This is a genomic window from Gordonia sp. NPDC058843 (assembly GCF_042743165.1).
Lineage (GTDB): Bacteria > Actinomycetota > Actinomycetes > Mycobacteriales > Mycobacteriaceae > Gordonia.
Map to the genome: position 1 here is coordinate 1 of NZ_JBHYNC010000064.1, position 22421 is coordinate 22421.

Annotated in this window: 18 protein-coding genes; 7 read left to right on the top strand and 11 right to left on the bottom strand. The window is 68.2% G+C overall.

Annotated elements, in window-relative coordinates; genetic code table 11:
• Positions 1 to 150: 150 nt before the first annotated feature.
• The 5 genes from ACFW3F_RS24270 to ACFW3F_RS24290 form a co-directional block, all read right to left on the bottom strand.
• Entirely contained in the window at positions 151 to 2313 is a 2163-nt protein-coding gene (locus ACFW3F_RS24270) for a hypothetical protein (protein ID WP_388062063.1), read from the bottom strand.
• Entirely contained in the window at positions 2310 to 3644 is a 1335-nt protein-coding gene (locus ACFW3F_RS24275; protein WP_388062065.1) for a glycosyltransferase family 2 protein, read from the bottom strand. The genes ACFW3F_RS24270 and ACFW3F_RS24275 overlap by 4 nt, the downstream gene beginning before the upstream one ends.
• Complete coding sequence (locus ACFW3F_RS24280; RefSeq protein WP_388062096.1) at positions 3641 to 4420, bottom strand: glycoside hydrolase family 16 protein; 780 nt, start codon at positions 4418 to 4420, stop codon at positions 3641 to 3643. The genes ACFW3F_RS24275 and ACFW3F_RS24280 overlap by 4 nt, the downstream gene beginning before the upstream one ends.
• A gap of 26 nt (positions 4421 to 4446) precedes the next feature.
• Positions 4447 to 5487 carry a glycosyltransferase family 2 protein gene (locus ACFW3F_RS24285; protein ID WP_388062067.1) on the bottom strand — a complete coding sequence of 347 codons (1041 nt, stop codon included), beginning with the start codon at positions 5485 to 5487 and terminating at the stop codon, positions 4447 to 4449.
• 66 nt (positions 5488 to 5553) lie between these two features.
• Positions 5554 to 6855, bottom strand: coding sequence for a hypothetical protein (locus ACFW3F_RS24290; RefSeq protein WP_388062069.1), 1302 nt, complete (start codon positions 6853 to 6855; stop codon positions 5554 to 5556).
• 232 nt (positions 6856 to 7087) lie between these two features.
• On the opposite strand from ACFW3F_RS24290, the gene pstS reads away from it, so the two are divergent.
• The 4 genes from pstS (at position 7088) to pstB (ending at position 11059) form a co-directional block, all read left to right on the top strand.
• Complete coding sequence (gene pstS / locus ACFW3F_RS24295; protein WP_388062071.1) at positions 7088 to 8164, top strand: phosphate ABC transporter substrate-binding protein PstS; 1077 nt, start codon at positions 7088 to 7090, stop codon at positions 8162 to 8164.
• Positions 8165 to 8306: 142 nt separating this feature from the next.
• Positions 8307 to 9335 (top strand): phosphate ABC transporter permease subunit PstC, encoded by a 1029-nt coding sequence (gene pstC, locus ACFW3F_RS24300; protein WP_388062073.1) that lies wholly within the window; start codon positions 8307 to 8309, stop codon positions 9333 to 9335.
• A gap of 2 nt (positions 9336 to 9337) precedes the next feature.
• Positions 9338 to 10237 (top strand): phosphate ABC transporter permease PstA, encoded by a 900-nt coding sequence (gene pstA / locus ACFW3F_RS24305; protein ID WP_388062075.1) that lies wholly within the window; start codon positions 9338 to 9340, stop codon positions 10235 to 10237.
• Between the two features lie 45 nt (positions 10238 to 10282).
• Positions 10283 to 11059 (top strand): phosphate ABC transporter ATP-binding protein PstB, encoded by a 777-nt coding sequence (gene pstB / locus ACFW3F_RS24310; protein ID WP_388062077.1) that lies wholly within the window; start codon positions 10283 to 10285, stop codon positions 11057 to 11059.
• 139 nt (positions 11060 to 11198) lie between these two features.
• Here the strand turns inward: pstB and ACFW3F_RS24315 are convergent, their stop codons facing one another.
• The 6 genes from ACFW3F_RS24315 to ACFW3F_RS24340 all read right to left on the bottom strand — a co-directional run bounded on the left by ACFW3F_RS24315 (position 11199) and on the right by ACFW3F_RS24340 (position 17866).
• Positions 11199 to 11348, bottom strand: coding sequence for a hypothetical protein (locus ACFW3F_RS24315; RefSeq protein WP_388062078.1), 150 nt, complete (start codon positions 11346 to 11348; stop codon positions 11199 to 11201).
• A gap of 167 nt (positions 11349 to 11515) precedes the next feature.
• Positions 11516 to 12178: a phosphate signaling complex protein PhoU gene (gene phoU / locus ACFW3F_RS24320; protein WP_388062080.1), complete on the bottom strand. Its 663-nt coding sequence runs from the start codon at positions 12176 to 12178 to the stop codon at positions 11516 to 11518.
• A gap of 106 nt (positions 12179 to 12284) precedes the next feature.
• Complete coding sequence (locus ACFW3F_RS24325; protein WP_388062082.1) at positions 12285 to 14540, bottom strand: LCP family protein; 2256 nt, start codon at positions 14538 to 14540, stop codon at positions 12285 to 12287.
• Between the two features lie 176 nt (positions 14541 to 14716).
• A complete protein-coding gene (dusB, locus tag ACFW3F_RS24330; RefSeq protein ID WP_388062098.1) occupies positions 14717 to 15880 on the bottom strand; it encodes a tRNA dihydrouridine synthase DusB in 1164 nt (387 codons plus the stop codon).
• A 59-nt stretch (positions 15881 to 15939) separates the two neighbouring features.
• Entirely contained in the window at positions 15940 to 16932 is a 993-nt protein-coding gene (locus tag ACFW3F_RS24335) for an acyl-ACP desaturase (RefSeq protein WP_388062084.1), read from the bottom strand.
• A gap of 376 nt (positions 16933 to 17308) precedes the next feature.
• On the bottom strand, positions 17309 to 17866 hold the full coding sequence (locus ACFW3F_RS24340) for a nuclear transport factor 2 family protein (protein WP_388062087.1): 558 nt from the start codon (positions 17864 to 17866) through the stop codon (positions 17309 to 17311).
• A 105-nt stretch (positions 17867 to 17971) separates the two neighbouring features.
• Here ACFW3F_RS24340 and ACFW3F_RS24345 point away from each other — a divergent pair, with 105 nt between their 5' ends.
• The 3 genes from ACFW3F_RS24345 to ACFW3F_RS24355 all read left to right on the top strand — a co-directional run bounded on the left by ACFW3F_RS24345 (position 17972) and on the right by ACFW3F_RS24355 (position 22274).
• Positions 17972 to 19909, top strand: a complete 1938-nt coding sequence (locus ACFW3F_RS24345) for a protein kinase (RefSeq protein ID WP_388062089.1) — start codon at positions 17972 to 17974, stop codon at positions 19907 to 19909.
• Complete coding sequence (locus ACFW3F_RS24350) at positions 19909 to 20742, top strand: fibronectin type III domain-containing protein (RefSeq protein ID WP_388062091.1); 834 nt, start codon at positions 19909 to 19911, stop codon at positions 20740 to 20742. Before ACFW3F_RS24345 ends, ACFW3F_RS24350 begins: the two co-directional genes overlap by 1 nt.
• A gap of 131 nt (positions 20743 to 20873) precedes the next feature.
• A complete protein-coding gene (locus ACFW3F_RS24355) occupies positions 20874 to 22274 on the top strand; it encodes a wax ester/triacylglycerol synthase family O-acyltransferase (RefSeq protein WP_388062092.1) in 1401 nt (466 codons plus the stop codon).
• Positions 22275 to 22421: the final 147 nt, after the last annotated feature.

Consider the following 22421-nt stretch of genomic DNA (forward strand, 5'->3'; position numbering starts at 1 on the left):
ACGTGTCTTACCAGGCCCTTCGTGGCTCGTCGCTTGCGCTCCTCGCACCTCAGGGAGCAGGGGTTATGCGGTTCTTTCGGATTAGGGAGCAGGAGGCCTCGTCGCTATCGCTCCTCACCCCTCAGGAGCAGAACGGTGGCCGCCGACCCCTCAGGGAGCAGAGGCGTCGCGACGGGGTTCGAAGACGAAGATCGCGGTGTCGCCGTCCTCGTGGACCAGGCGCCACCCGGGTGCGACCCGCAGTGCTGCTTCGAGTTCCGCTGCCGCATCGGGTCGGTAGGTGCCGTAGTAGGCGGAGATCCGACGGGACTGCTCGGTGAAGGTGACGTAGGTCGGCTTGTCGGACTGGTCGACCTTCCAGAAGAGATCGCCGAGCTGTTCTGGACTGGGGAACGTCATCCGGTCGCCCGCGAGGTCGAAGCTGAGCGGGTAGTCGAAGTAGGGATTCTCCAGGGTCATCGGGGCGTAATTGCCGTTCGTCCGGGTGGGCATTCCCGCCGGATGCAATGAGATGAACCGGGTTCCGGGCTCGGCGGTCTCCGTGATGGCGTCTATCGCCTCGTACTGTGCGCGGGTCTCGACGATCACCGGCCACAGTGCCACATAGGAGTACATCCCGGCGAGTGTCGCCGCGCAGACCAGTACGGCGGCGCCGACGGCCCGCAACCGGGCTCCGAGGCCCCGCGAGAAGCCGGTGAGCAACCACACCAGGGTCGGCGCGATGAGCAGCGCGCAACCGAGCAGCCCGTACAGGTACACCCGGAAGATCGCCTCGCCGCCGTAACTCTGCCCCAGCAGCAGGGCGAGAGCGGAGAATGCCAGAACGGCGAGGGTCAGCCAATGCGCGCGTCGGCGGCGCCAGCCGATGAGCGCGCAGATTCCCGCTGCCGCCACGACTCCCGCCGACAGTGCGCGGCAGATCATCGAGGTCGTCTCCTTGGCGGGCACACCTGCCATCGTGAAGTTGCTGGCCGCGTTGTCGATCGGATTGCCGCCGGACAGGATGCCGTACGGGGCAACCGCTTCCAGGTTGGTCAACAGGTAGGCGCCGGCGATGCCGAGCATGACGGCCACCGCCCACCACGGCCGGACCCGGCGCAGCACCACCAGAACCACGGCGGCACCCAGAACCCAGAAGGGTGTGAGCTGATGACTCGGCACGATGGCTGCGAACGGGATGATCGCCAGCACGGCTGTTCGCGGGGTTCGTCGCGACGCCAGCAGGAGCGCGATCGCCCCGTACGCCAGGACGAGTGCCCATGCCTGGGGCGCGAAGTAGTCCTGCCCGACCCAGTTGACCGCCTCCACGATGAAGACCGCGGTCAGCGCGACGATGCGGTTCATCGACAAGATGCGTGCCGTGGCATACACGATGACGGCGAGGAGTACGTGGACTATCGGTGCGAAGACGTGCGCCAGCACCATCGGATCGAGGCCGGTGGTGTCGCAGAACCACGCTCCGACCACGAAGAAGGCGGGCCACTGGGCGTAGATGTCGGTGCCGCTCGGGGTGAGCGTGCCCGTGTCCTGGATGTAGTCGACGACCGCGAGATGCTTGTATGTCCAGTCGTAGAGCGGCATCTCGGTGCCGAGCCAGGTGGTCACGCGGCTGACGACGATCGTGGTGCCGATGGCCACCACCAGCCCGGCGGAGCTGCGGGTGGCGATCGCGACGACGGCGGCGGCCGCGGTCAGCACGGTCGCCGGGATGAGCAGACGCCCGCTGCCCGAGAACAACAGACCGTAGTAGCTGGCATCGACGCCGGGGAGCGTCGGCACGGCGACGGCCCACAGCGTGAGCGCCGCAACGCACAGCGCGATGGTGACGCGGAAACCGGAGGGCCGGAGGACCGGACTGCCGAACACGCCGGCCCCGCGGGCGGTCAGTCGCCTCCGCAGGTCCCGCACGTCGGGCGCCGGGGTGTGCGTTCGCCGGCGAAAGATGATGCCGGAGGCCAACACTGCCGAACTACAGGCCAGGAGGAGTGTGGTCGGATGCCACCACGACGACCAGATCGCAGCGATGGTGACGAGGGTGGTGAGCGCCAGGCCGAGCGTCGGAATCGCGGCGAGTCGGGTGCGCCGCGGGAGTTCCACCCAGGTGCACACAGCGGCACCGGGTCCGCAGATCACGAAGAATCCCACCAGCAATGCGCTCAGAACCGATGGCAGGGGCAGGGCGCCGGCGACTCCCGCGACCGCGGCGACGAGGCTCAGGACTGCAACCGACCCCGATCGCTCCGCCGGCGGCGGTGAGACCACCGCGGGCACCTCGGGTGGAGGCGACGGTGCGGCCTCCGCGGCGGCCGTCACGACCACGCCTTGGCGAGAGGCCTGGCGCGCCGGCCACGAAGTCGTTCACGTATCAGCGCGACGGGCCCGCCGACGACCGACAGCACTTCACGCCGGCCCGCCTGTGCCGCAACGCCGTCGGCGATCCCCTCCGGTGGCCGGGTGATCGCGCCGTAGGCGGCACCGGCTCTCGCGACGGCGCGCGTCCGGCGCCGGAGCACGCGAAGAGCAAGCGCGAGATGGCGTCGGTCGGTGGCGACCTTCGTCAGCCATGCACCGAGTCCGACTCCGTAGCCGCGTGACTGTTCCAGGAGTTCGCCGTCGGTGCTGCGATGCCGGTGCCAGATGATGGAATCCGGCTCGTTGGCCAGTGCATGACCCGCTGTCAGAATCCGGAAGAACATGTCGATGTCCTCGCCGCCCCGCGTTCGGGTACCCGCTCCCAGGGCCTCGTCGAAGCCACCCAGGGCCAAGGCGATGTCACGGCGGATCGCGAAGTTCGCGCCGGTGCCGTAGACCCCGATTTGGAACGGGAACAACGGGAGATCCGTCGGCGGCTCGGCGAGGGAGAAGACCCGGGCCCGCATCGAATCGGCCCAGGACACGCGCCAGTCGAAGTAGACCTGCGAGCGTGTGCGCAGTTCCCCGCTGGGCACCATGCCGCACACACACGCGATCTCCGGTGACCGGCCGAACCCCTGGGCCAGCCCGAGCAGCCACCCGGTGTCGGCGACGACGTCGTCGTCGGTGTACGCAACCAGGTCATGCGCTGCGGCGAGCAGACCGGCGTTACGCGCGTTGGACAGTCCCGCCACCGGCTCGGTGACCAGACGGAACCGCGGATCATCGAGCGCGTCGACCACGTGTCGGGTGCCGTCGGTACGGGGTGCGTTGTCGACGACCACCACCTCGTAGTCGGGGTAGTCGAGTCGCTGCAATGACTGCAGCGCGTCGGCCAGCATGCCGGGACGCTCATGCGTGCAGACGACGACGCTGACCGGTGGGAGCGAGGCGGGGGATGGCAGGTCCGGCAGCGCATACGGCGCGACCGGAACCCTCACCAGACCATCGTCGATCGGTGCGTCGACGAAGCGGATGGGCGCCGACCCGTGCCGGAGGAGTACCCGCGCCCGGCGATAACCCGCGGCGTCGAGCGGGACACACGTGACCGTCCCCTCGGAGGCCGATCCGGGGTTCCGCCCGTCGTCGGCGATCCCGGCGACGTCGAGCATCCCGACCCAGGTCGCCCCGGACCATTCCGGGGCGCCCTCGAGCGGCATCGCGGGATTCAGCGGGATGGGGCCCGACCCGGCGGTGTCGCCCGCCGCGTCGTGGACGTATTCGGTGGTCACGGTGCGGTCACCCGAACCCAGTCGACGAGCATGGTGTTCTCCGCGGGGGTCGTGTCGTCGGTCGGTCCGGGCCAGTTGCCCCCGACGGCGAGATTGAGCAGAAGGTGGAAGGGCTGATCGAGTACCCAGCGCGAGTCCGGCGCCAGATCCCCGGGCTCGACGACGAACAGCCGCTGGTCGTCGATGCCGCTCTCGATCCGGCCCGGGAGCTTGTTCAGCCAATACGTACGGAAGGTCGAGGCCAGCGGCCCGGCGGGGACGCCTGACCTCGAGATGTTCTGTCCCCGTTCCGAGGACGCCTGCGGCACGTGGACCCCGGTGTGGAACTCCGGTGCCTGATTGAGCGTCTCGATGATGTCGATCTCCCCGGACGCGGGCCAACCGACCTCGTCGATGTCGTCCCCGAGCATCCAGAACGCGGGGTGCAGGCCGGTGCCTGCCGGTACGGCGATGCGCGCACTGACCCGGCCATAGGTGACCGACAACCGGTCCTTCGTCGACAGCCGCGCCGAGGTGAAGCCGTCGGGACCGCGTCGCGCGGTGATGGCCAGATGCCCCTCACCGTCGATCCGCACGTTCGCGGGCGAGTTGGTGTACTCCTGCGACTCGCTGTTGCCCCAGCCCCCGCCGCCGGTCATCATCTGCCACGGACCGTCCGGTGCCCGCGCGGGGCCGTCGAACTCGTCGACGAAGATCACCTCGGGCCCGGTGTCGGGTTCGGCCAGGACGGTCGGTACGGAGCAGGCCGAGACCGCAGTCGCCACCAGCGCGCCCATCGATGCGAGCAGTCGTCCGGGCGCGCTCATCCGGACATCCGGCGGCCGCGACCCGCGAGGCCGGACGCGTAACCGGCGCAGGTGAGTACGAAACCCGCGACGAGTGCGCCGACGCGACTCGGGTTCCGGCGATGCCGCCAGACCCCGGAGGGCAGCACCCGGGTGGTGTAACGCCGCTCGCTGGCCAGGGCTTCGCCGCTTCCGGCCAGTTCGGACAGGATCGCCTTCGAGCGTCCTTCCTGATAGCACCGGCGCGCGAAATAGCCGAACCGTGCACGGTCGTCGGTCACGACATGCGTCACACCGAAACCGGTGTCGCGCAGGATCTCCGAGGAAGGATCGCGGCGTCGCAGGTCGATACCCATGAGGGTCTCCTCGCACCCGGCGGGCATCGTGCCGCGTCGACCGAGCCTGGTCGAGAATCCGCCGATGTCGTTCAGGGCGTCCCGGCGGACAGCCATGGCTGCACCGATCGGGTTGCGGATGGCGGATCCGTCGCCGGGTAGTCCTCGGTAGTCGCAACCGATCACCCACCCGAATTCCTCGGGGAACCACCGGGGTGCGGGCGAATCCCATTGCGCGACCACGGCCCCGCCCACCGCCACGATGCCGGTGTCGGCGCACCGGGCCCGAACGGCCGCCAGCGCGCCCGGTGCCGGACACGCGTCATCGTCGATGAAGACGACGACGTCGCCGGTGGCGGCGGCCGTGCCGGTGTTGCGCGCATCGGAGAGCCCGCGGGACCCGTCGTTGGCACGCACGATCGCGTCGGGATGGGCAGTCGCCAGGTCGGCCATCAGGGTCTCGTTGTGATCGACGACGACGACCAGTTCGTCATCGGGGCACAGCTGCGCGCGTATCTCGGCGATGGCGGTGTCGAGCAGTCGACGCCGACGCTCGGTGTAGCAGCAGACGATCACCGACAGGGTCGGTTCGGTCGGGACCCGGGTGTCCGGGACCGTGATGTCGGTGACAGGGGCTCCGGCGACAGGGATGTCGGTGACAGGGGCTTCGGAGACGGGGGTCACCGGGTCGGCCAATGGCTCGACAGGATGGGAGGACAGCACGTTTTTCGGCCTTCGATAACTCGGGGTCAGGTGTGGTTCGCGGGTGTGAACGGGGACAGGTGGGCGTCAGGGCACCCCGACGATTCGTGCGGCGTGTCCGGCGACGGCGTCCATTGCCGCGCGGATGCGTGCGGGGTCGAAGATGTCGTCGCGGAATGCGGCCGTCATGGAGATCCCGCCGTCCACGAAGCCGGTCGTCACCGTGATCCCGGCTGCCGACGGTGGCGTGGCCACCCCGATGACCGTGGCGCGCGCCGGGTCGGACCATTGCCAGCCGCGGTCGTGTCCGGGCAGGTGGCCGACACTGGAGTGGAGCAGTTCCGCGCGGACCGGACCCTCGGCCGGGACGTGTTGGGTCGACGTCGCCGCCGTCCCGCGGGAACGGGCACGGCGCAGGGTCTTGAGGGTGGCGAGTGCCAGATTGGCCGTCGGCCGACCCATCCGGGCCGACGCCGTCATCGCGTGTTGCAGCTCGGCCGCCGAGGTTGTCTCGTGCACCGGAAAGCTCAGGCCCGCAGAGAAATTGGCGTAGGTTCGCATCGAGGTAGGCAGGTATGGGCGAGCGTCGAAAGGCAGCGTGACCATCGGGTCGAGCCGGACACCCGCCTCGGTCAGTGCGGCGACCAGGGCGACCGTGTGGATGGCGAACAGCCCGGTTCCCGGCATGGACCCTGCGCGGGCGGCCCGGACGGCATCCACACCGGAGGCCGGGATGTGGACGTTCGCGGACACCGGCCGGCGGGGCGGAACCGGTCGTCGCGCGAGCATCGGGTCGACGGTGTCGCGGCGCTTGTGGAAGCGCAGTAGCGCGGCGGCGCGGCGCGGGTCCGCCACGGTGATCGCCGACGCGACCAGCAGCGGCGACACCGCGGGTCCCCGACGCGGCAGCGTCGACGGGTCGACCGCGCCCACGATGACGTCGACGATGAGATTGAGCAGGGTGAGATCGCCGAGCCCGTGGTCGTAGTCGAGGGCCAGATGGTCGCCCGCCAGCACGATCCGTAACGGGCGGTGGGGCAGCGTGTACAGGACGTCGAGCAACCGGGCAGGGTCGGCACCGGGCACCGGCGGCGGTGCGTCGACGATCGAGTCGGCCGCCGCGTCGGGATCGAAAACCCATTCCCGTCGGTGCGGCGACGGCAGTAGTCCGACCCTGGTGTGCGGCCCCATCCGCGCGAGGCGAACGATCCGGTCGGCGGCATCCGCGCGGGACGGGAGGTCGAGCGGGCCGATCACCAGGGCGGCTCGATTGTGGCCGTGCAACAGATCGATTGCCGCGCAGCGGATACGCGAGAGCGTGCCGGGTCGGGGTGCCGGGGGGTCGACGTGCCGGGGGGTCGAAGCCGGGGTTGGTGAAGGCGTGGCCATGAGAGCGATCCGCAGAACTATAGCAAGGCTTGCCTAAGTCTTGAATGTCGGGTTACGCAGATCACGTACGATCGCCTCCGGGCAGGTCGCACCCCGTCTGCCTTGGCCAGTTCACCTGTAGTTCATCTTTTGTAGGGGATCAGTCCACCGCGCCCCCATAGCTTTCCAATCGGACACTCCGGACCCGACGCCAGTCGGCGCGGAGAACGCGAACGGAAAGGCAACACCAGCGGTGAAAATCAATCGGAACGGCGCCCTGGCGTCGGTGTCGGCGATCGCGGCACTGACCCTCGTGACGGCGTGCGGTGGGGGAAGCGAACAGACGGTCAGCGGCGAGGGCTCGACCGCGCAGCAGAAGGCCATGGAGCACTTCAGCCAGGTCCTGACCGACAACGGCGACATCGTGCTCGACTACACCGGCAGCGGCTCGGGCGACGGCATCAAGAAGTTCATCGCCGGCGACGTCGACTTCGCCGGCTCGGACTCGGCCCTCAAGGACGACGAGGTCACCGACGCCACCGCGCGCTGCAACGGCAACGCCCCGTGGCACCTGCCGCTGGTCGTCGGCCCCGTCGCGGTCGCCTACAACCTCGAAGGCGTCGACGACCTCAAGCTGAACCCCAGCGTCATCGCGCAGATCTTCAACGGCAAGATCACCACCTGGAACGACCCGGCCGTCGCCGCACTGAACCCGGGCGTGCAGCTGCCCGCCAGCGACATCGTCCCGGTCTACCGTTCGGACAGCTCGGGCACCACCGACAACTTCCAGCGGTTCCTGGAGAACTCGGCGCCCGCCGACTGGCCGTACGAGCACAGCAAGGAATTCGCGCCCAAGGGTGTCGGTTCGGGTGCCTCGAAGTCGACCGGCGTCGGCGACACCGTGAAGAAGACCCCCGGTTCGATCACCTACGTCGAGTGGGGCTTCGCCACCGAGAACGACCTCGGCGTCGCCCAGGTCGACTTCGGTGCCGGCCCGGTCGCGCTGAACGCGGAGAGCGCGGGCAAGGCCCTCGAGTCGCTCGCCTTCGCCGATCCGGCCAGCAAGGACCTCGTCGTCGACACCGACGCCCTGTTCGGCTCGAAGGCCCCGGGTGCGTACCCGCTGCTGCTCACCCCGTACTCGATCGTCTGCTCCGCGGGCTACGAGGACGAGGCGACCAGCCAGACGCTGAAGGATGCCTTCACCGCGGTCCTGAACGACGGCCAGGCCGGCCTCGAGGAGATCGGCTACGTGCCGGTCCCCGACACCTTCAAGGCAAAGCTCCAGGGCACCATCGACTCGCTGTCCGGTGGGTCCGGGAACGCCTGATCTACTCACCACTGATCGCGTGCGCGGGGCCGCTTCGGTTGCGGCCCCGCGCACGTGGTTGACACACTGACACGACATTTCGCGTGTCCACGAGGCGGCGGGAAGTGCCCCAATGACCAGAGCCGAATCACAAGAAGGACGCATGACCTCGTTGAGCAAAGAGGGTGGCGCGATTCCGCCGGACACCGGCGAATTCAAGGCCCCCGGGTCATCGCCCGACCAACCAGGATCCTCGCTTCACGCAGCTGCGCATCACCGCGTCGCCGACCGGGTGTTCCGCACCCTGGCCGTCGGCTCGGGGTTCGTGGTCTCCATCGTCATCGCGCTGATCGCGCTCTTCCTTCTGGCGCAGGCGATCCCGTCGCTGGCGAAGAACGAGGAGAACTTCTTCACCTACACCGGTCAGTGGATCACCAGCGGAGATCAGCTCGCCTTCGGCATCCCGCAGCTCTTCTACGCGACGGTCGTGGTGTCGGTCATCGCGTTGTTGATAGCCATGCCGGTCGCGCTCGGAATCTCGATCTTCCTGACCGAGTACGCGCCGAAGCGGTTCGTCGGCCCGATCACCTACACCGTCGACCTGCTGGCCGCGGTTCCCTCGATCGTGTACGGCCTCTGGGGCATCCTCGTGCTGGGTCCGGCCCTGGTGCCGATCAACGAGTGGCTCGTCGGAAACCTCGGCTTCCTGCCCTTCTTCCAGCAACCCACGCAGGTCGCCAACATGAGCACCGGCGGCACGCTGCTGACCGCGGGGATCGTTCTGGCCGTCATGATCCTGCCGATCATCACCGCGGTGACCCGCGAGGTCTTCATGCAGACCCCGAAGGGTCATCGTGAGGCGGCGCTGGCGTTGGGCGCCACCAAGTTCGAGGTCGTGAAGGTAGCGGTGCTGCCCTTCGGATTCTCCGGCTACATCTCCGGTTCGATGCTCGGCCTGGGCCGCGCGCTCGGTGAGACGATGGCGCTGCTGCTCATCATCTCGACCGTCGGACCCATGAACTTCAACCTCATGGAGAGCGGCGAGACCTTCGCGACGAAGATCGCCAACAACGCGGCCGAGTTCGACTCCCCGGCCAAGACCGGCGCCTACATCTCGGCCGGCCTGACCCTGTTCGTCCTGACCTTCATCGTCAACGCCGCCGCCCGCGCGGTCGTCGCCGGAAAGAAGTGAGCATGTCTGTCACCACGACAACTTCCGCGGCCGATCCGGTCAAGAAGCCGTCAGGCTTCACCCCGATGTCCGGGCGCCGGCGGTTCACCGACGGCACCGTGCGGGTCGCCGTCATCGGCGCCCTCCTGCTGGCTCTCGTCCCGCTGTTCTGGCTGGTCTTCACGCTGGTGTCACGCGGTATCGAGCCGATCCTGGACATCGACTGGTGGACCCAGGCCGAGCGACGCGGCGGCGCGGCCAACGCGATCATCGGCACCCTGATGCAGACCGCGCTCGCCGCCCTCATCTCCATCCCGCTGGGCATCTTCGTCGCCATCTACCTCGTGGAGTACGCGACCAAGAAGTCGCTCCTGGCACGCGTCACCACGTTCATGGTCGACATCCTCTCCGGTGTGCCCTCGATCGTCGCGGCCCTGTTCGTCTACGCGGTGTGGCGCACCACGCTCGGCCTGCCGCGGTCGGGCTTCGTGGTGGCCATCGCACTGGTGCTCCTGATGGTTCCGCTGGTGGTCCGCGCCACCGAGGAGATGCTGAAGATCGTCCCGCAGGACCTGCGTGAGGCGTCGTACGCCCTGGGCATTCCCAAGTGGAAGACGATCGTGAAGATCGTTCTCCCGACGGCGCTGTCGGGCATCGTCACGGGCGTCATGCTCGCCATCGCCCGAGTGATGGGCGAATCGGCGCCGGTGCTGATCCTCGTCGGTGCCACGCGCGCGATGAACTTCAACCCCTTCGACGGCAATCAGCAGTCGCTGCCACTGATGATGGTGCAGCAGTACAACAACGGGCCGGGAGCCTTCGACCAGGTGTGGGGAGCGGCGCTGACGCTGGTGATCCTCGTCGCCATCGTCTACTTCGGCGCCAAGGCGGTGTCGAAGATCTTCGCCCCCAAGACCTCCTGATCTCCCACCCATCTCGGGTCATCTCCCCCAGAACGGATTAATCCCATGGCCAAGCGCCTCGACATCAAAGACCTGAACATCTACTACGGCGACTTCCATGCGGTCAAGGACGTCACCCTCGAGGTGCCGCCGCGCTGCATCACCGCCTTCATCGGCCCGTCGGGCTGCGGTAAGTCGACGGTGCTCCGCACCCTCAACCGCATGCACGAGGTCACCCCGGGTGCCTACGCCCAGGGGAGCGTGCTCCTCGACGGCGAGGACATCTACGGCAAGACCGTGGACCCGGTGAGTGTTCGCGCGACCATCGGCATGGTGTTCCAGCGTCCGAACCCGTTCCCGACGATGTCGATCCGCGACAACGTCGTCGCCGGCCTCCGCCTGCAGGGCATGCGTAACCGGTCGCAGCTCGACGAGGTCGCCGAGCAGAGCCTTCGTGGCGCCAACCTCTGGGAAGAGGTCAAGGACCGTCTCGACAAGCCCGGCGGCGGCTTGTCGGGCGGCCAGCAGCAGCGCCTGTGCATCGCCCGCGCGATCGCGGTGTCGCCCGATGTCCTGCTCATGGACGAGCCGTGTTCGGCGCTCGACCCCATCTCGACGCTGGCGATCGAGGACCTGATGGGTGAGCTCAAGAAGGACTACACCATCGTCATCGTGACCCACAACATGCAGCAGGCCGCTCGAGTCAGCGATCAGACCGCGTTTTTCAATCTCGAGGCAGTCGGCCAGCCCGGTCAGCTCGTCGAGATCAACGACACCGAGACCATGTTCTCGAACCCGACGAAGAAAGAGACCGAAGACTACATCTCGGGCCGCTTCGGCTGAACCGTCGCACGAACCAGACAGGCCCGCTCACCCGCCCGGGGGAGCGGGCCTCGTCGTGTCAGCAGCGTCCGGTGCGGGCTGCCTCGGTGCCGAGGGTTACGAGATCACACGAGGCCGGGTCTCACCCGAAGCGGTGGCGTCACATGTTGAGCAACAGGATCGCAAGTAGGGCGACCAGCGATGCGGTCACACCCAGATACCCGAGAATCTTGCGTCGGTGGGCGGCAGCCGCGGCGTCCTCGTCGGTCGCCGCGTTGAAATCGGGCTCGGTCGGATAGTGCTGGGCCATGCCCGCCACCCTAACGACGACGCGGGCACGGGGGAAATCTCGGCGACCACGCTGTGGACTCAGATCTTCACGGACATGAAAAGAGGCCGAGATCAGTGTGCGAAACTGAATTCTCGGCCTCTCTCGGTGTGGTCCGCCGCTCGACGATCAGCGGCGAGCGAGCTAAATCACCCCACGCTCTGGAACTGCTCCGGGGTCTTGCCGGTCGCGCTGAACACCACGCGACGTCCGATGAGCACCGCATGGTCGGCGAACCGCTCGTAGTATCGGCCGAGCAGGGTCACGTCCACCGCGGCGGCGACGCCGTGCTTCCATTCGCGGTCCATGAGGACCGTGAACAGGTGGCGGTGGAGGTCGTCCATCGCGTCGTCGTCCTCCTGGAGGCGAAGCGCAGCTTGCGGGTCGCTGGTCACCAGCACCTCGTGTGCGTTCTTCGCAAGGGTCACCGCCAGGCGACCCATCTCGGCGAAGTAGCCGTTGACCTCTTCGGGGAGGGCTTTCGCGGGGTGGCGGCGGCGCGCGACCTTGGCGACGTGCAGCGCCAGCGCACCCATCCGGTCGGCGTCGGCGACGATCTGGAATCCACTCACGACTCCGCGCAGGTCACCGGCGACCGGCGCCTGCAGTGCGAGGAGTGCGAAGGACTGTTCCTCGGCGCGAGCCGTCAGGCGGCTCATCCGGTCGGTGTCCCCGATGACCTCTTCGGCGATGGCGAGGTCGGCCTGCAGCAGTGCCTGCGTGGCGCGCGACATCGCGGTGCCGGCGAGCTCGCACATCTCACCCAGTACCGAGGTCAGGCCCTCGAGTTGCTCTTGGTAGGCGGTACGCATGTTCCCAGGATACGTGCGTGATCAGACGAGTCCGACTCCGACCGATGAACACCCAGTGAACGTCGGGTGCAGATCCGCCCACCCGGACGTCGAGAAGCGTGCAGGATCACGTGCAGGTGGTGTCGCCCGCATTGGTGATGGCCAGGTCATTGGGCAGATTACCGGTGTTCTCGGCGGGTGCGAGCTGGTTCGCCGTCAGAGTTGCACCCGCGGCCGGAACCGACCCGAGGGAACCGGCGAAATCCGCGCCGACGATCAGCTCGACACCCGACTTCACCGTGCGGTCGAGTTGGATGCTCGCATTCGGGAACATCTCGGCCAGGGTCGCGGCGGCGTCTCGCTGCCCCGGCCCGTAGCGCACCACGGTGTCGTCGCGGTTCTCCGAGGCGTCGGCGACGCCGCGGACGTCGAAGCCGTACGGCGTCAGCTGGTCGGACACCTCGGAGGCAAGACCGGTCTGGCCGGTGCCGTTGAGTACGCGGACGCCGACGTTGCCCGGATTCTGGGCCGTCGCGGTCACGGGTCCGGGAGCGCTTGCGTTCGCGTTCGTGTCCGGCGCATCCGAACTCGTCGGGGCCTTCGACGACGACGGTGGCTTCTTGCGCGCCTGCTCGCCCGGTAGGGGCAGGTCGTCGATGATGGCGTCGAAGATCGCATCGATGTCGCTGGTGCGCGGGATCTCGTTGTTGGCGCCGTCGGTGGATGTACCCGACGTCGGGATCGTCAGGAACGAGACGCGGCCGGCCTCGATGCCCTGCATCGACTCGGCCAGGCTGATCAGCGACTGGGTGTTCACGCCGTCGACGTAGCTGTACTCGATGAACGTGTTGACGATCCCGTTGAGCTTGTTGGGATTCGACAACACGTTGCCCGAGAGGCTCGACCGCAGCAGCGACGACATGAACAACTGCTGACGTTTGATGCGGCCGTAGTCACCGTTGCCCTCGGTGCTGATGTTGCGGGCGCGCACGTAGTTCAGAGCACGTCGGCCGGTCAGCTTCTGCTTGCCGGGCTTACGCAGGATCTGGCCGATCTCGTAGTCGTAGAGCGGGACGGTCGAGCAGACCTCGACGCCGCCGATCGCACGGACCACTTTCTCGAAGCCGACGAAGTCCATGCCGATGAAGTGGTTGATGTTGAGGCCGCTCATCGCGGTGATCACGCGGACAAGACACTGCGGACCGCCCGCGGCGTAGACGCCGTTGAGTTTCACGTCGTAGGCGGGTTGCATCTCGGCACCGTAGGCCCCGGTCTTGTTGTCCCAGGCGCGGCAGGCCGGCTGGTCGACCTGCAGGTCGCGCGGGAACGACACCGCGACGACACGACTGCGATTGGCCGGGATGTTCACCAGGATGACGGTGTCCGACCGGGCGCCCTCGGCGTCGGCGGTGGTGCCGGCGCCGACCTTGGCGTTCTGTCCGCCGCGGGTGTCGGTGCCCACGATCAGGTAGGTCTCGTCACCGTACTGGGCGTCTTTGTTGCGGATGTTCTGATCATCGGGGTCGACGGCGGTGACGTTGCGCCAGTTGCCGTTCCACGACTGCAGGTACCCCCACACGAAGCCGGTGCCGACGAGCGCGAGCACGCACGCGATCGCGACCAGGATGCGTCCGGTCGCGGCGGTCTTGCGCAGCATCGCGCCCTGCCGGTGCTCGTCGCGTCCGGGATGGCGGCGAGGCGCCGAACGCAGGGCGAGGGGTCCGGTGAGGTCGGGGGTGCGCTCCAGCGGCGGCTGCGGGGCCGGTGCATCGGCCGGAGCGCCGGCAACCGGCTCCTGCCCCCGGGATTCCTCGATCGCCCGCTTCGCGGTTGCGCGGTCGGAGAGATCGGGTGCGGAGTCGCCGACGGTGGGGATCTTCTGGGTGACGTCGTTGTCGAAGCGATGGACGGCGGTCGGGCGGTCGTCGGGCGCCGGTTGCGGACGGGCGGGTGGCGGACCGGGCGGGGCCGGCGGCGGCTCGCTGCCCTGGCCGAACGGCTGTCCGAGGCGGCGGGATCGTCCGCGGGTCGACGGCGGGGTCTCGGGCGTGCGCGACTCCGGACGCGGCGGCATCGCGCGGCGGGCGCCGGACCGGCCGGAGCCCGCGGGCGGCTCGACGGGCGACGTCTCTTCCGCATTCATCTGCTCCATGAGCTGACGGACCGTCAGTCGCGTGCGTCCACGGACGAACCGATCCGCCGAGCGGGGTTCACGAAGGCTGGGGTGCGCGGGGGGCCGGGCGCCGGGATCGGCGGCGCCGGTCGCGCCCTGGCCTTGCGTCGGCTCGAAGTCGTCGCGGGAGCTTCCGGCGCGACGGCCACGACGAGAGCGATCGGCGTCGCCCGCCTCGGGGTCGTCCGGGCCCGGTGTCCTACGACTCAATGCACGTTCCTCATGCCCCGTGGCTGATTCGCGGAGTCACCGCAGATCGGGGCTCGACCAGCGCGGTGCGCACAGATTGGAGGTCCCGGTGGCCGGGACCTGAAGCGCAATAGTACTGACCGCACCTGAGAAAGGGTCTCAGCGAGCGGTGGTTGTGACGGTTTTCGCAGTCCGGTTCAACCGCCGGAGTGCATGATCTCGGCGCCCGCGGGGACAACGTCCTCGTCGGGGTCGTCGAGCCAGCCGTCCGGCAACGCGACCTTCGCCGGTGATCCCTGACGGCCGCGCGGACCGTGCCCGTCGGACGGGAACGGTGCGTCGGCGGGCAGCTCGGCGAGCAGTTCGCGCAGCTCGTCGACACTTCCCACCAGGGCCATCCGGCGACGGATCTCCGACCCGGCCGGGAACCCGCGGAGATACCAGGCGACATGCTTGCGGATCTCGCGGCAGCCCTTCATCTCGCCGTGGTGGTCCACGAGGAGTTGGCAGTGCCGGACCATGATGTCGGCGACCTCACCCAGATTCGGCGCGGTCGGGGCCTCGAACCCACCCAGTTCGGCGGCGAGTTCGGCGAACAGCCACGGGCGACCGAGACAACCGCGGCCGATGACCACTCCGTCGCAACCCGTGTGATTCATCATCGCGACCGCGTCGGCGGGTTCGAAGATGTCGCCGTTGCCGAGCACGGGCACCGAGGTGACGTGTTCTTTGAGGCGGGCGATCTCGTCCCAGTCGGCCTCACCGGAGTAGCGCTGCGACGCGGTCCGTGCGTGCAGGGCCACGGCGGCGGCCCCTTCCTCCGCCGCGATCCGGCCGGCGTCGAGGTGGGTGCGGTGCTCGTCGTCGATGCCGATACGGAACTTCACCGTCACCGGGATGTCGGTGCCCTCGGTGGCGCGGACGGCCGCCGCGACGATCTTGCGGAACAAGGTGCGCTTGTACGGGATCGCCGAGCCGCCGCCCTTACGCGTCACCTTGGGTACCGGGCAGCCGAAGTTCATGTCGATGTGGTCGGCGAGGTTCTCGTCGACGATCATCTTCGCGGCCTGGTACGTGTACTCGGGGTCGACGGTGTAGAGCTGCATCGAGCGCGGGTTCTCGTCGGGCCCGAACGTCGTCATGTGCATCGTGACCGGATGTCGCTCGACGAGCGCACGGGCGGTCACCATCTCGCAGACGTACAACCCGGAGACGGTGCCGGTGCGGGCGAGTTCGAGTTCACGGCACAGGGTCCGGAAGGCGACATTGGTGACGCCGGCCATCGGGGCGAGGACGACCGGGCTGGCAAGTTCGATGGACCCGATGCGCAGTCCACCGGGCGACCCCGGTGCGGGACACAGCGAACCGGCGCCCTCGACACTGCTCGAGGACGCCGGTACGGGCGGTGCGGTGGTCGTGCTCAGGATGCCTGCTGCTCCCGCTTCTTGGCCTCGCGGGCGAGCGAACGGTCGCGCATCTCCTCGAAGCGGATGGTGTCCTTCTCGAGCTGCTCGAGGAAGGCACCGAGCTCCTCGCGGACCTTCTCTCCCTCGGGGGTGAAGTCGTCGCGCTCGAAGACGTTCCACTTGCGCAGAACCGGCATGACGACCTCTTCGAGGTGCTGGCGCAGGTCGTAGATGCCGTGCTTGGCCATGAGCACGCCGTGGCGACGGAAGTTGGGCATGCCAGCGCCGGGCATCTGGAAGTTGGTCACGATGTCGGTGACCGCCCGCAGCGTCTGATCAGGGGAGATGTCGAAGCCCGCGCCACAGATGTTGCGGTAGAAGATCATGTGCAGGTTCTCGTCGGCCGCGATGCGCTGCAGCATCTTGTCGGCGATCGGGTCGTCGCACGCCTTGCCGGTGTTGCGGTGGCTGACGCGCGTCGCGAGTTCCTGGAAGGTCACATAGGCCACCGAGTGCAGCAGGCCCAGTTCGTCGGCGTGCTCCTCGAGCTCGTCCACGCGTCCGGCGGCGGCCAGCATCGGGTCGTAACCGTTGGTCATGTGGATCATCCGCGCCTCTTCGAGGGCGACGGGATCGACGCCGCGGGTCACCACGAGGTAGTCGCGCATGACGATGCCGTGGCGGTTCTCCTCGGCGGTCCAGCGGCCGACCCAGTGGCCCCATGCGGAGTCCATGGAGAAGTTGTCGGCGATGACGCGGTGGTACGACGGCAGGTTGTCCTCGGTGAGGAGGTTGGTGATCATCGCGGCCTTGGCGACCTCGCCGAGCTGGGACTGCTCGGGGTCGTAGTCGACGCCACCCAGGGCGGCGAAGTTGCGCCCCTCGTCCCACGGCACGTAGTCGTGCGGGTTCCAGTCCTTGGCGATCTTGAGGTGACGGTTGACGTTGTCCTCGGCAACCGGGGCCAGTTCCTTGAGAAGCTCGAGTTGCGTCAGCTCGCGTGCCATAAAGGTGTCCTCCGAACGGTATCCGCGAATGTCATCGTGCGTGTGTCGTCGTCTGTGTCTCGTGGTCGGTCCACGTGCGCGGCCGGTTGCCACGATCGTGGGTCTCGACGTCGTCCGTGATACTCGACGTCCTGGCGGGTTCGTGCTGTGCCCACCGGACCGCGGTGTGTCGGGTGGGGTGTGCCACGGCGCCCGACGCCACTGGTCAAAGTCCTAGCGTACGGCACGCTCACCGGTGTCCCAAGTCCGTCGTGGGGGTTTCGTCGTCGCACCGGCGAGCCGTTACGGGCCGCGAGCGTGTCATCCGTCACGTCGGCAGCCGACCGGCGTCGTCGGATCCGCGCAGTTCGTGACGCTGCGCCCGTCGATCGTCTTCTCAGCGTCGGGACGCGAACATCGCGCCGGTGGTCTCCATCCAGGCTGCTGCCGCTTCGTCGATGGTGCCCAGTTCGCGTGCCTTCTCACACCAGCGCATGGCCGCGCGCCCGAACTCGATCGGGTTGTACACGTCTTCTTCACGACTCCACCGGCCCTCGCCCGCGTAGGTGAGGATGGTGATGTTGGTGGCGGTGATGTGGGTCGAGTCACCGGGATCGCGCATCGGGTTGTCGACTTCGCAGATGACGCGGCCGGTCGGGGCGTCGACCACGTGCCACAGCGAAGGGAAGCCGGTCATGTGGCTGCCCGGGAACGCCGACATGGTCCGCCAGATCCAGGCCCGGATCTCCTCGCGTCCGCGCATGGTGCCCAGAGCGTGTTCGACGTAGTCGGCGTCGACCGTGAAGAGTTCGGCGAAGCGATCCCAGTCCCGGCTGACGGCGATCTCGGCGACGGTGCGCTGGAAGTGCGCGAACGCTTCGTCGAGTTCTGCCGGGGTGAACTCTGCCGGGGTGGACTCGGGGACCGTCGGGGTCGGATTCTCGGTGGTTTCCATCGTCGCCGATCGTAGAGTCCGAGCCGGTGTCGTCCACGGCGTTTCGCCACACTCGGTACCATTCGTGCCCAACACAGCCACCGCACACGGATCGGTGAGGACGTCATGTACCAGGTAGGGGACCTGATAGCGGGGTACCGCGTCCTCGACGTGCTCGGACGCGGCGGAATGGGTGAGGTCTACAAGGCCGCCCATCCCCGGCTGCCGCGCGCCGACGCCCTCAAGGTGCTCCGGTCGGTACACGCCACCGACCCGGTCTTCCGCGCCCGCTTCGAACGCGAGGCGGACATCGTGGCGCCCCTGCATCATCCCAACATCGTCGCGGTCTACGACCGCGGCGTGTTCGAGGGATTGCTGTGGATCGCGATGGAGTACGTGCCGGGCACCGACGCCGCTCGCATGCTCGCCCGGGACTCGCCCCTCGACCCCGGTCTCGCGTGCACGATCATCGCGGGAGCGGCGGCGGGTCTCGACGCGGCCCACCGGCGCGGGGTCATGCACCGGGACATCAAACCGGCCAACATCCTGATCACCCCGAGCGCCGCCGACGAGGATGCAGGCGGCGACAGCGCCCCGGAAGCCATCAAGCTCACCGACTTCGGCATCGCGCAGGTCCTCGACGAGGTGACCCACCTGACCGGCACCGGGATCACCATCGGCACGATGCGATATGCGTCCCCGGAACAGATAGAGGGGTTGCGCGTCGACGGCCGGAGCGACATCTACTCCCTCGCCGCCACCGCGTATGAGCTGCTCACGGGTGCACCGCCGTTCGACTCACCGTCGCTGCACGGCCTGATGACCGCGCACATGCACCACGAACCACCCTCCGCCAGTGCCCGCAACCGGGCGCTGCCGGCGGCCGTCGACCGGGTGCTCGCGCGGGCGATCGCCAAGGAGCCGGGTCGTCGACACGCGAGCGCGGGGGAGTTCGCGGCCGCACTCGCCGGCGTCTTCGACTCCCGCGCGACACTCATCGGCCCGGTGGGGCGGCCCGACACCCGGGACTCGTCCGCGTCGCCGACCGGTCCGGATGAGTTCGCCCACACCGGGTTCGGGAACTCCGGACCCGGAGTCGCGGTGGGTGCGCGCCCGGCCGGTGGTGACCCGCGTGGCCCGGTGGGCACGCCACCGCCCCCGATCCTCCCGGTCTCCCCGGCCCCGTCGGGCCCGCTGCAGGCGTGGCCGTCCGACGACGATGCGACGCAACCGAATCCCATCCGCCGGTCCCGCCACCTGATCGCGATCGGGCTCGTGGCGGTACTCTTCGCCGGAATAATCGGCGCCGGAACAGGTCTCGTTCGAATGTCGGCCACCTCGCTCGGTACCCCGGATCCCCCGGACGCGGAGGTCACGACCACCGCAGTCGAATTGACGTGGAACGGCGTGGCCGGGGCCACCGGCTACGTGGTCACCCAGAACGACGATGTGATCTACTCGGGGCCCGCCACCGACTTCGCCGCGCCCCGGCCGGTGCCCGGAACCTACACTTATCAGGTTGCCGCGCATGACGACGGCCGGGTGTCGGACTTCTCCCGGAATTCCGAGCAGGTCGATGTCTTCATGACGTGGGGGCAGTTGCAGCCGATCGCGGACCTGTACCACGACTTGATCCCGGCAACTCCGCTGAGCACCAACGGTTTCGATGCAATGCGCTGTTGGGGTGAGGATGGCGACCTCGCCTTCTCCTCGAGTAAACGAACCGTGTCGTGCACCCGCGACGCCGACACCGTGACCGGCGACGACAGCGCGCGTCCGTCCGATCCGGACGTGGCGGCGTACCAGGTGATCGTCGACGCGTACGAGACCCAGGAGGAGGCCACCGCGGCTGCGAAGGTGACCGCCTACGACCTCCGCGGCATCGACTACACCACCGCGCAGGGGCACGCCGGCACGTTGTATCTGTCGGACAAGCAGCGTGATCAGGGGCAGGCGATCCTCACCTTCGACGACGGTGACCATGCCCGGTCGGTGGTGTGGGTGGTCGTCCCGGGCCAACCCGCGGCCGCAGCCGGTGACGTCCTGAAGCGGCTGCCGATCTGATGAACTCGCCGACGTCTGCCACCGCCCCGGTCGCACCGACCCCGCCCCGCCAGGTCGGCTCGGGCCCGTGGCTGACCGGGCTGATCGTGCTGATCGCCGCGATGGTGGCGGTCGGCGGCTTCGTGGTGGTCCGCGCGGTGACAGCGCCCGATGCACCGGACTCGCCCGGCGGCCTCACCCTGCAGGCGCGGCCCGGACGGGTGGTCGCGACGTGGGACCCGGTCTCCGGGGCATCGGCCTACCAGCTTCTCCGCGGTGACGGTTACGTCGTCCACCAGGGGCCCGAGACCTCCGCTGAGGACGCGAGTGTGGCTGCCGGAGAACATGATTACCGGGTGGTCGCGATCCGTGGGGGTGTGTACTCCGAGCCCGGCCCGGTGCAGCGGGTGCGGACAGGTGCGAGCTGGGGAGAATTCGCGCCGCTGGTGGCGCAGTTCCCCGAGATGCTCCCGCAGGCGCCCGACACCGCGGCGCAGTGGATGAACACCGAGTGCATCCGCCGCTACTCCGGAGGACGGGACGAGGTCGGTCCGTCGGAGACCGGCGCGGGCCAGGTGCGCACCGTCTTCGTCGTGCGATGCGCTGCGGGCTCGGTCGATCGCCCGTTCGGGGTGTTCTGGTTCGCGTCCAGGGATGCGCTGAACGCGGAGTACTCGCGGTCGTCGTCGACGTCACGCCCGGTGAGGTGGCGACACGGGACGGGACTGATCGACGAGAACGGCCGCGGGGTCTTCAAGATCACCGACGACCCGTCGCGCGAGCTCGCGATGATCGTCGTGCTCAAAACCGACGGACAGGACATTCTCGACATGGTGGACTCGCTGCCCCTCTGAGGAGATCCGACGTTTGTGTCTCGAGGCCGTCACAGGTCTCGGGGAACCGCCTCCGCGGCCGACGTCCGGTGCGGCATGATGGCGTCGGGCGCCTGCGGGGTCGGGGCCCGTCGTCGAGGGAAGGCAGACTCATGCAGCGCTTGAGCGGACTGGACGCATCGTTTCTGTACCTCGAGACGCGCTCGCAACTGATGCATGTCATCGGTCTGTTCGAGATCGACCCGAGCACGGTGCCGGGCGGCTACCGGTTCGACAGACTCCGTGACGAGATGGAACGACGCGTCGCTGCCATCCCGACGTTCCGACGCAAACTCGACAACTCGCTGCTCAACATCGATCACCCGGTGTGGATCGAGGACGAGGACTTCGACATCCAACGCCACGTCCATCGCGTCGGGGTGCCGGCGCCCGGGGGCGACCGAGAGGTCGCCGAGCTGTGCGGCCATCTCGCCGGCCAGACCCTGGACCGGGGGAAGCCGCTGTGGGAGCTGTGGATCATCGAGGGGCTCGCCGACGGCAAGGTCTGCGCGATGCTGCGCATGCACCACGCCGGGACCGACGGCGTGACCGGCGCCGAGATGCTCGCCCAGATGTGCACGCTCACACCGGAACCGCCCGAGCTCGACGCCGACAAGATGGGCGAATCCGCCGGGCCGTCGTCCCGCGTCTCGATGGCGGCGGGTGGCGCGGTCAACTACTTCGTCCAGCGGCCTCTCGCGATGGCCAAGCTCCTGCCCCGCACGCTGGGCGTGCCGGTCAGCTGGTTCCGTCGCGCACAACAGGATTCGGCGATGCCCGCACCGTTCCGGGCGCCTCGCACGCGCTTCAACGCGCCCATCACGCCGCACCGGAGCATTGCCGTGAACCAACTCTCGCTCGACGATGTCAAGCGGGTGAAGAACCACTTCGGGGTGAAGATCAACGACGTCGTGCTCGCCTTGGTCGGGGGGGCGTTGCGCACTTACCTGCTCGAACACGACGAGCTCCCCGATCGCCCGCTGGTCGGTATGGTCCCGGTCTCGGTGCACGGTGCCGACGAGAAGGACCTCGTTGTCGGCGGCACCAACAAGGTCACCGGCATGTTCACCCAGCTCTCTTCCGACGAACCCGACCCGGTGGCGCGGCTCGAGAAGCAGGCCGAACTGAGCCGCACCTCGAAGGAACATCACGCCGAGATCGACGCGAACATCCTGCGCTCCTGGGCCCAGTTCGCACCGGGCACAACGCTGTCCACCGCGATGAAGGTCTATGGCGACCGCAACTGGGCCTCGGCCCATCCGCCGGTCTTCAACGTCCTGGTGTCCAACGTCGCCGGCCCCGATTTCCCGATGTACCTGCTCGGAGCACGCGTGACCGCCGTCTACCCGCTCGGCCCGATCTTCCAGGGACTGGGATTGAACATCACGGTGTTCTCCGCCGACGGCAACCTCAACGTCGGCATCGTGGCCTGTACAGATCAGACCCCGGACCCCTGGGCGATCGCGAACGCGTTCGACGACCAGCTCAAGCAGCTGCTCGCCGCCTGCGACTGATCCGAGATAACCGCAGGAACACTGCTCCCTGATCCGAAAGAACCGCATAACCCCTGGTCCCTAATCCGAAAGAACCGCATAACCCCTGATCCCTAATCCGAAAGACCCGCATAACCCCTGCTCCCTGAGGTGCGAGGAGCGCAAGCG

Coding starts and splice junctions, on each gene's coding strand:
- ACFW3F_RS24280 (WP_388062096.1), bottom strand. CDS start 4,420: ATGGGCGCGCTGGTGGCGACTGCGGTCTCGGCCTGCTCCGTACCGACC.
- ACFW3F_RS24290 (WP_388062069.1), bottom strand. CDS start 6,855: ATGGCCACGCCTTCACCAACCCCGGCTTCGACCCCCCGGCACGTCGAC.
- pstC (WP_388062073.1), top strand. CDS start 8,307: ATGACCTCGTTGAGCAAAGAGGGTGGCGCGATTCCGCCGGACACCGGC.
- pstA (WP_388062075.1), top strand. CDS start 9,338: ATGTCTGTCACCACGACAACTTCCGCGGCCGATCCGGTCAAGAAGCCG.
- pstB (WP_388062077.1), top strand. CDS start 10,283: ATGGCCAAGCGCCTCGACATCAAAGACCTGAACATCTACTACGGCGAC.
- ACFW3F_RS24315 (WP_388062078.1), bottom strand. CDS start 11,348: ATGGCCCAGCACTATCCGACCGAGCCCGATTTCAACGCGGCGACCGAC.
- phoU (WP_388062080.1), bottom strand. CDS start 12,178: ATGCGTACCGCCTACCAAGAGCAACTCGAGGGCCTGACCTCGGTACTG.
- ACFW3F_RS24335 (WP_388062084.1), bottom strand. CDS start 16,932: ATGGCACGCGAGCTGACGCAACTCGAGCTTCTCAAGGAACTGGCCCCG.
- ACFW3F_RS24340 (WP_388062087.1), bottom strand. CDS start 17,866: ATGGAAACCACCGAGAATCCGACCCCGACGGTCCCCGAGTCCACCCCG.
- ACFW3F_RS24345 (WP_388062089.1), top strand. CDS start 17,972: ATGTACCAGGTAGGGGACCTGATAGCGGGGTACCGCGTCCTCGACGTG.
- ACFW3F_RS24350 (WP_388062091.1), top strand. CDS start 19,909: ATGAACTCGCCGACGTCTGCCACCGCCCCGGTCGCACCGACCCCGCCC.
- ACFW3F_RS24355 (WP_388062092.1), top strand. CDS start 20,874: ATGCAGCGCTTGAGCGGACTGGACGCATCGTTTCTGTACCTCGAGACG.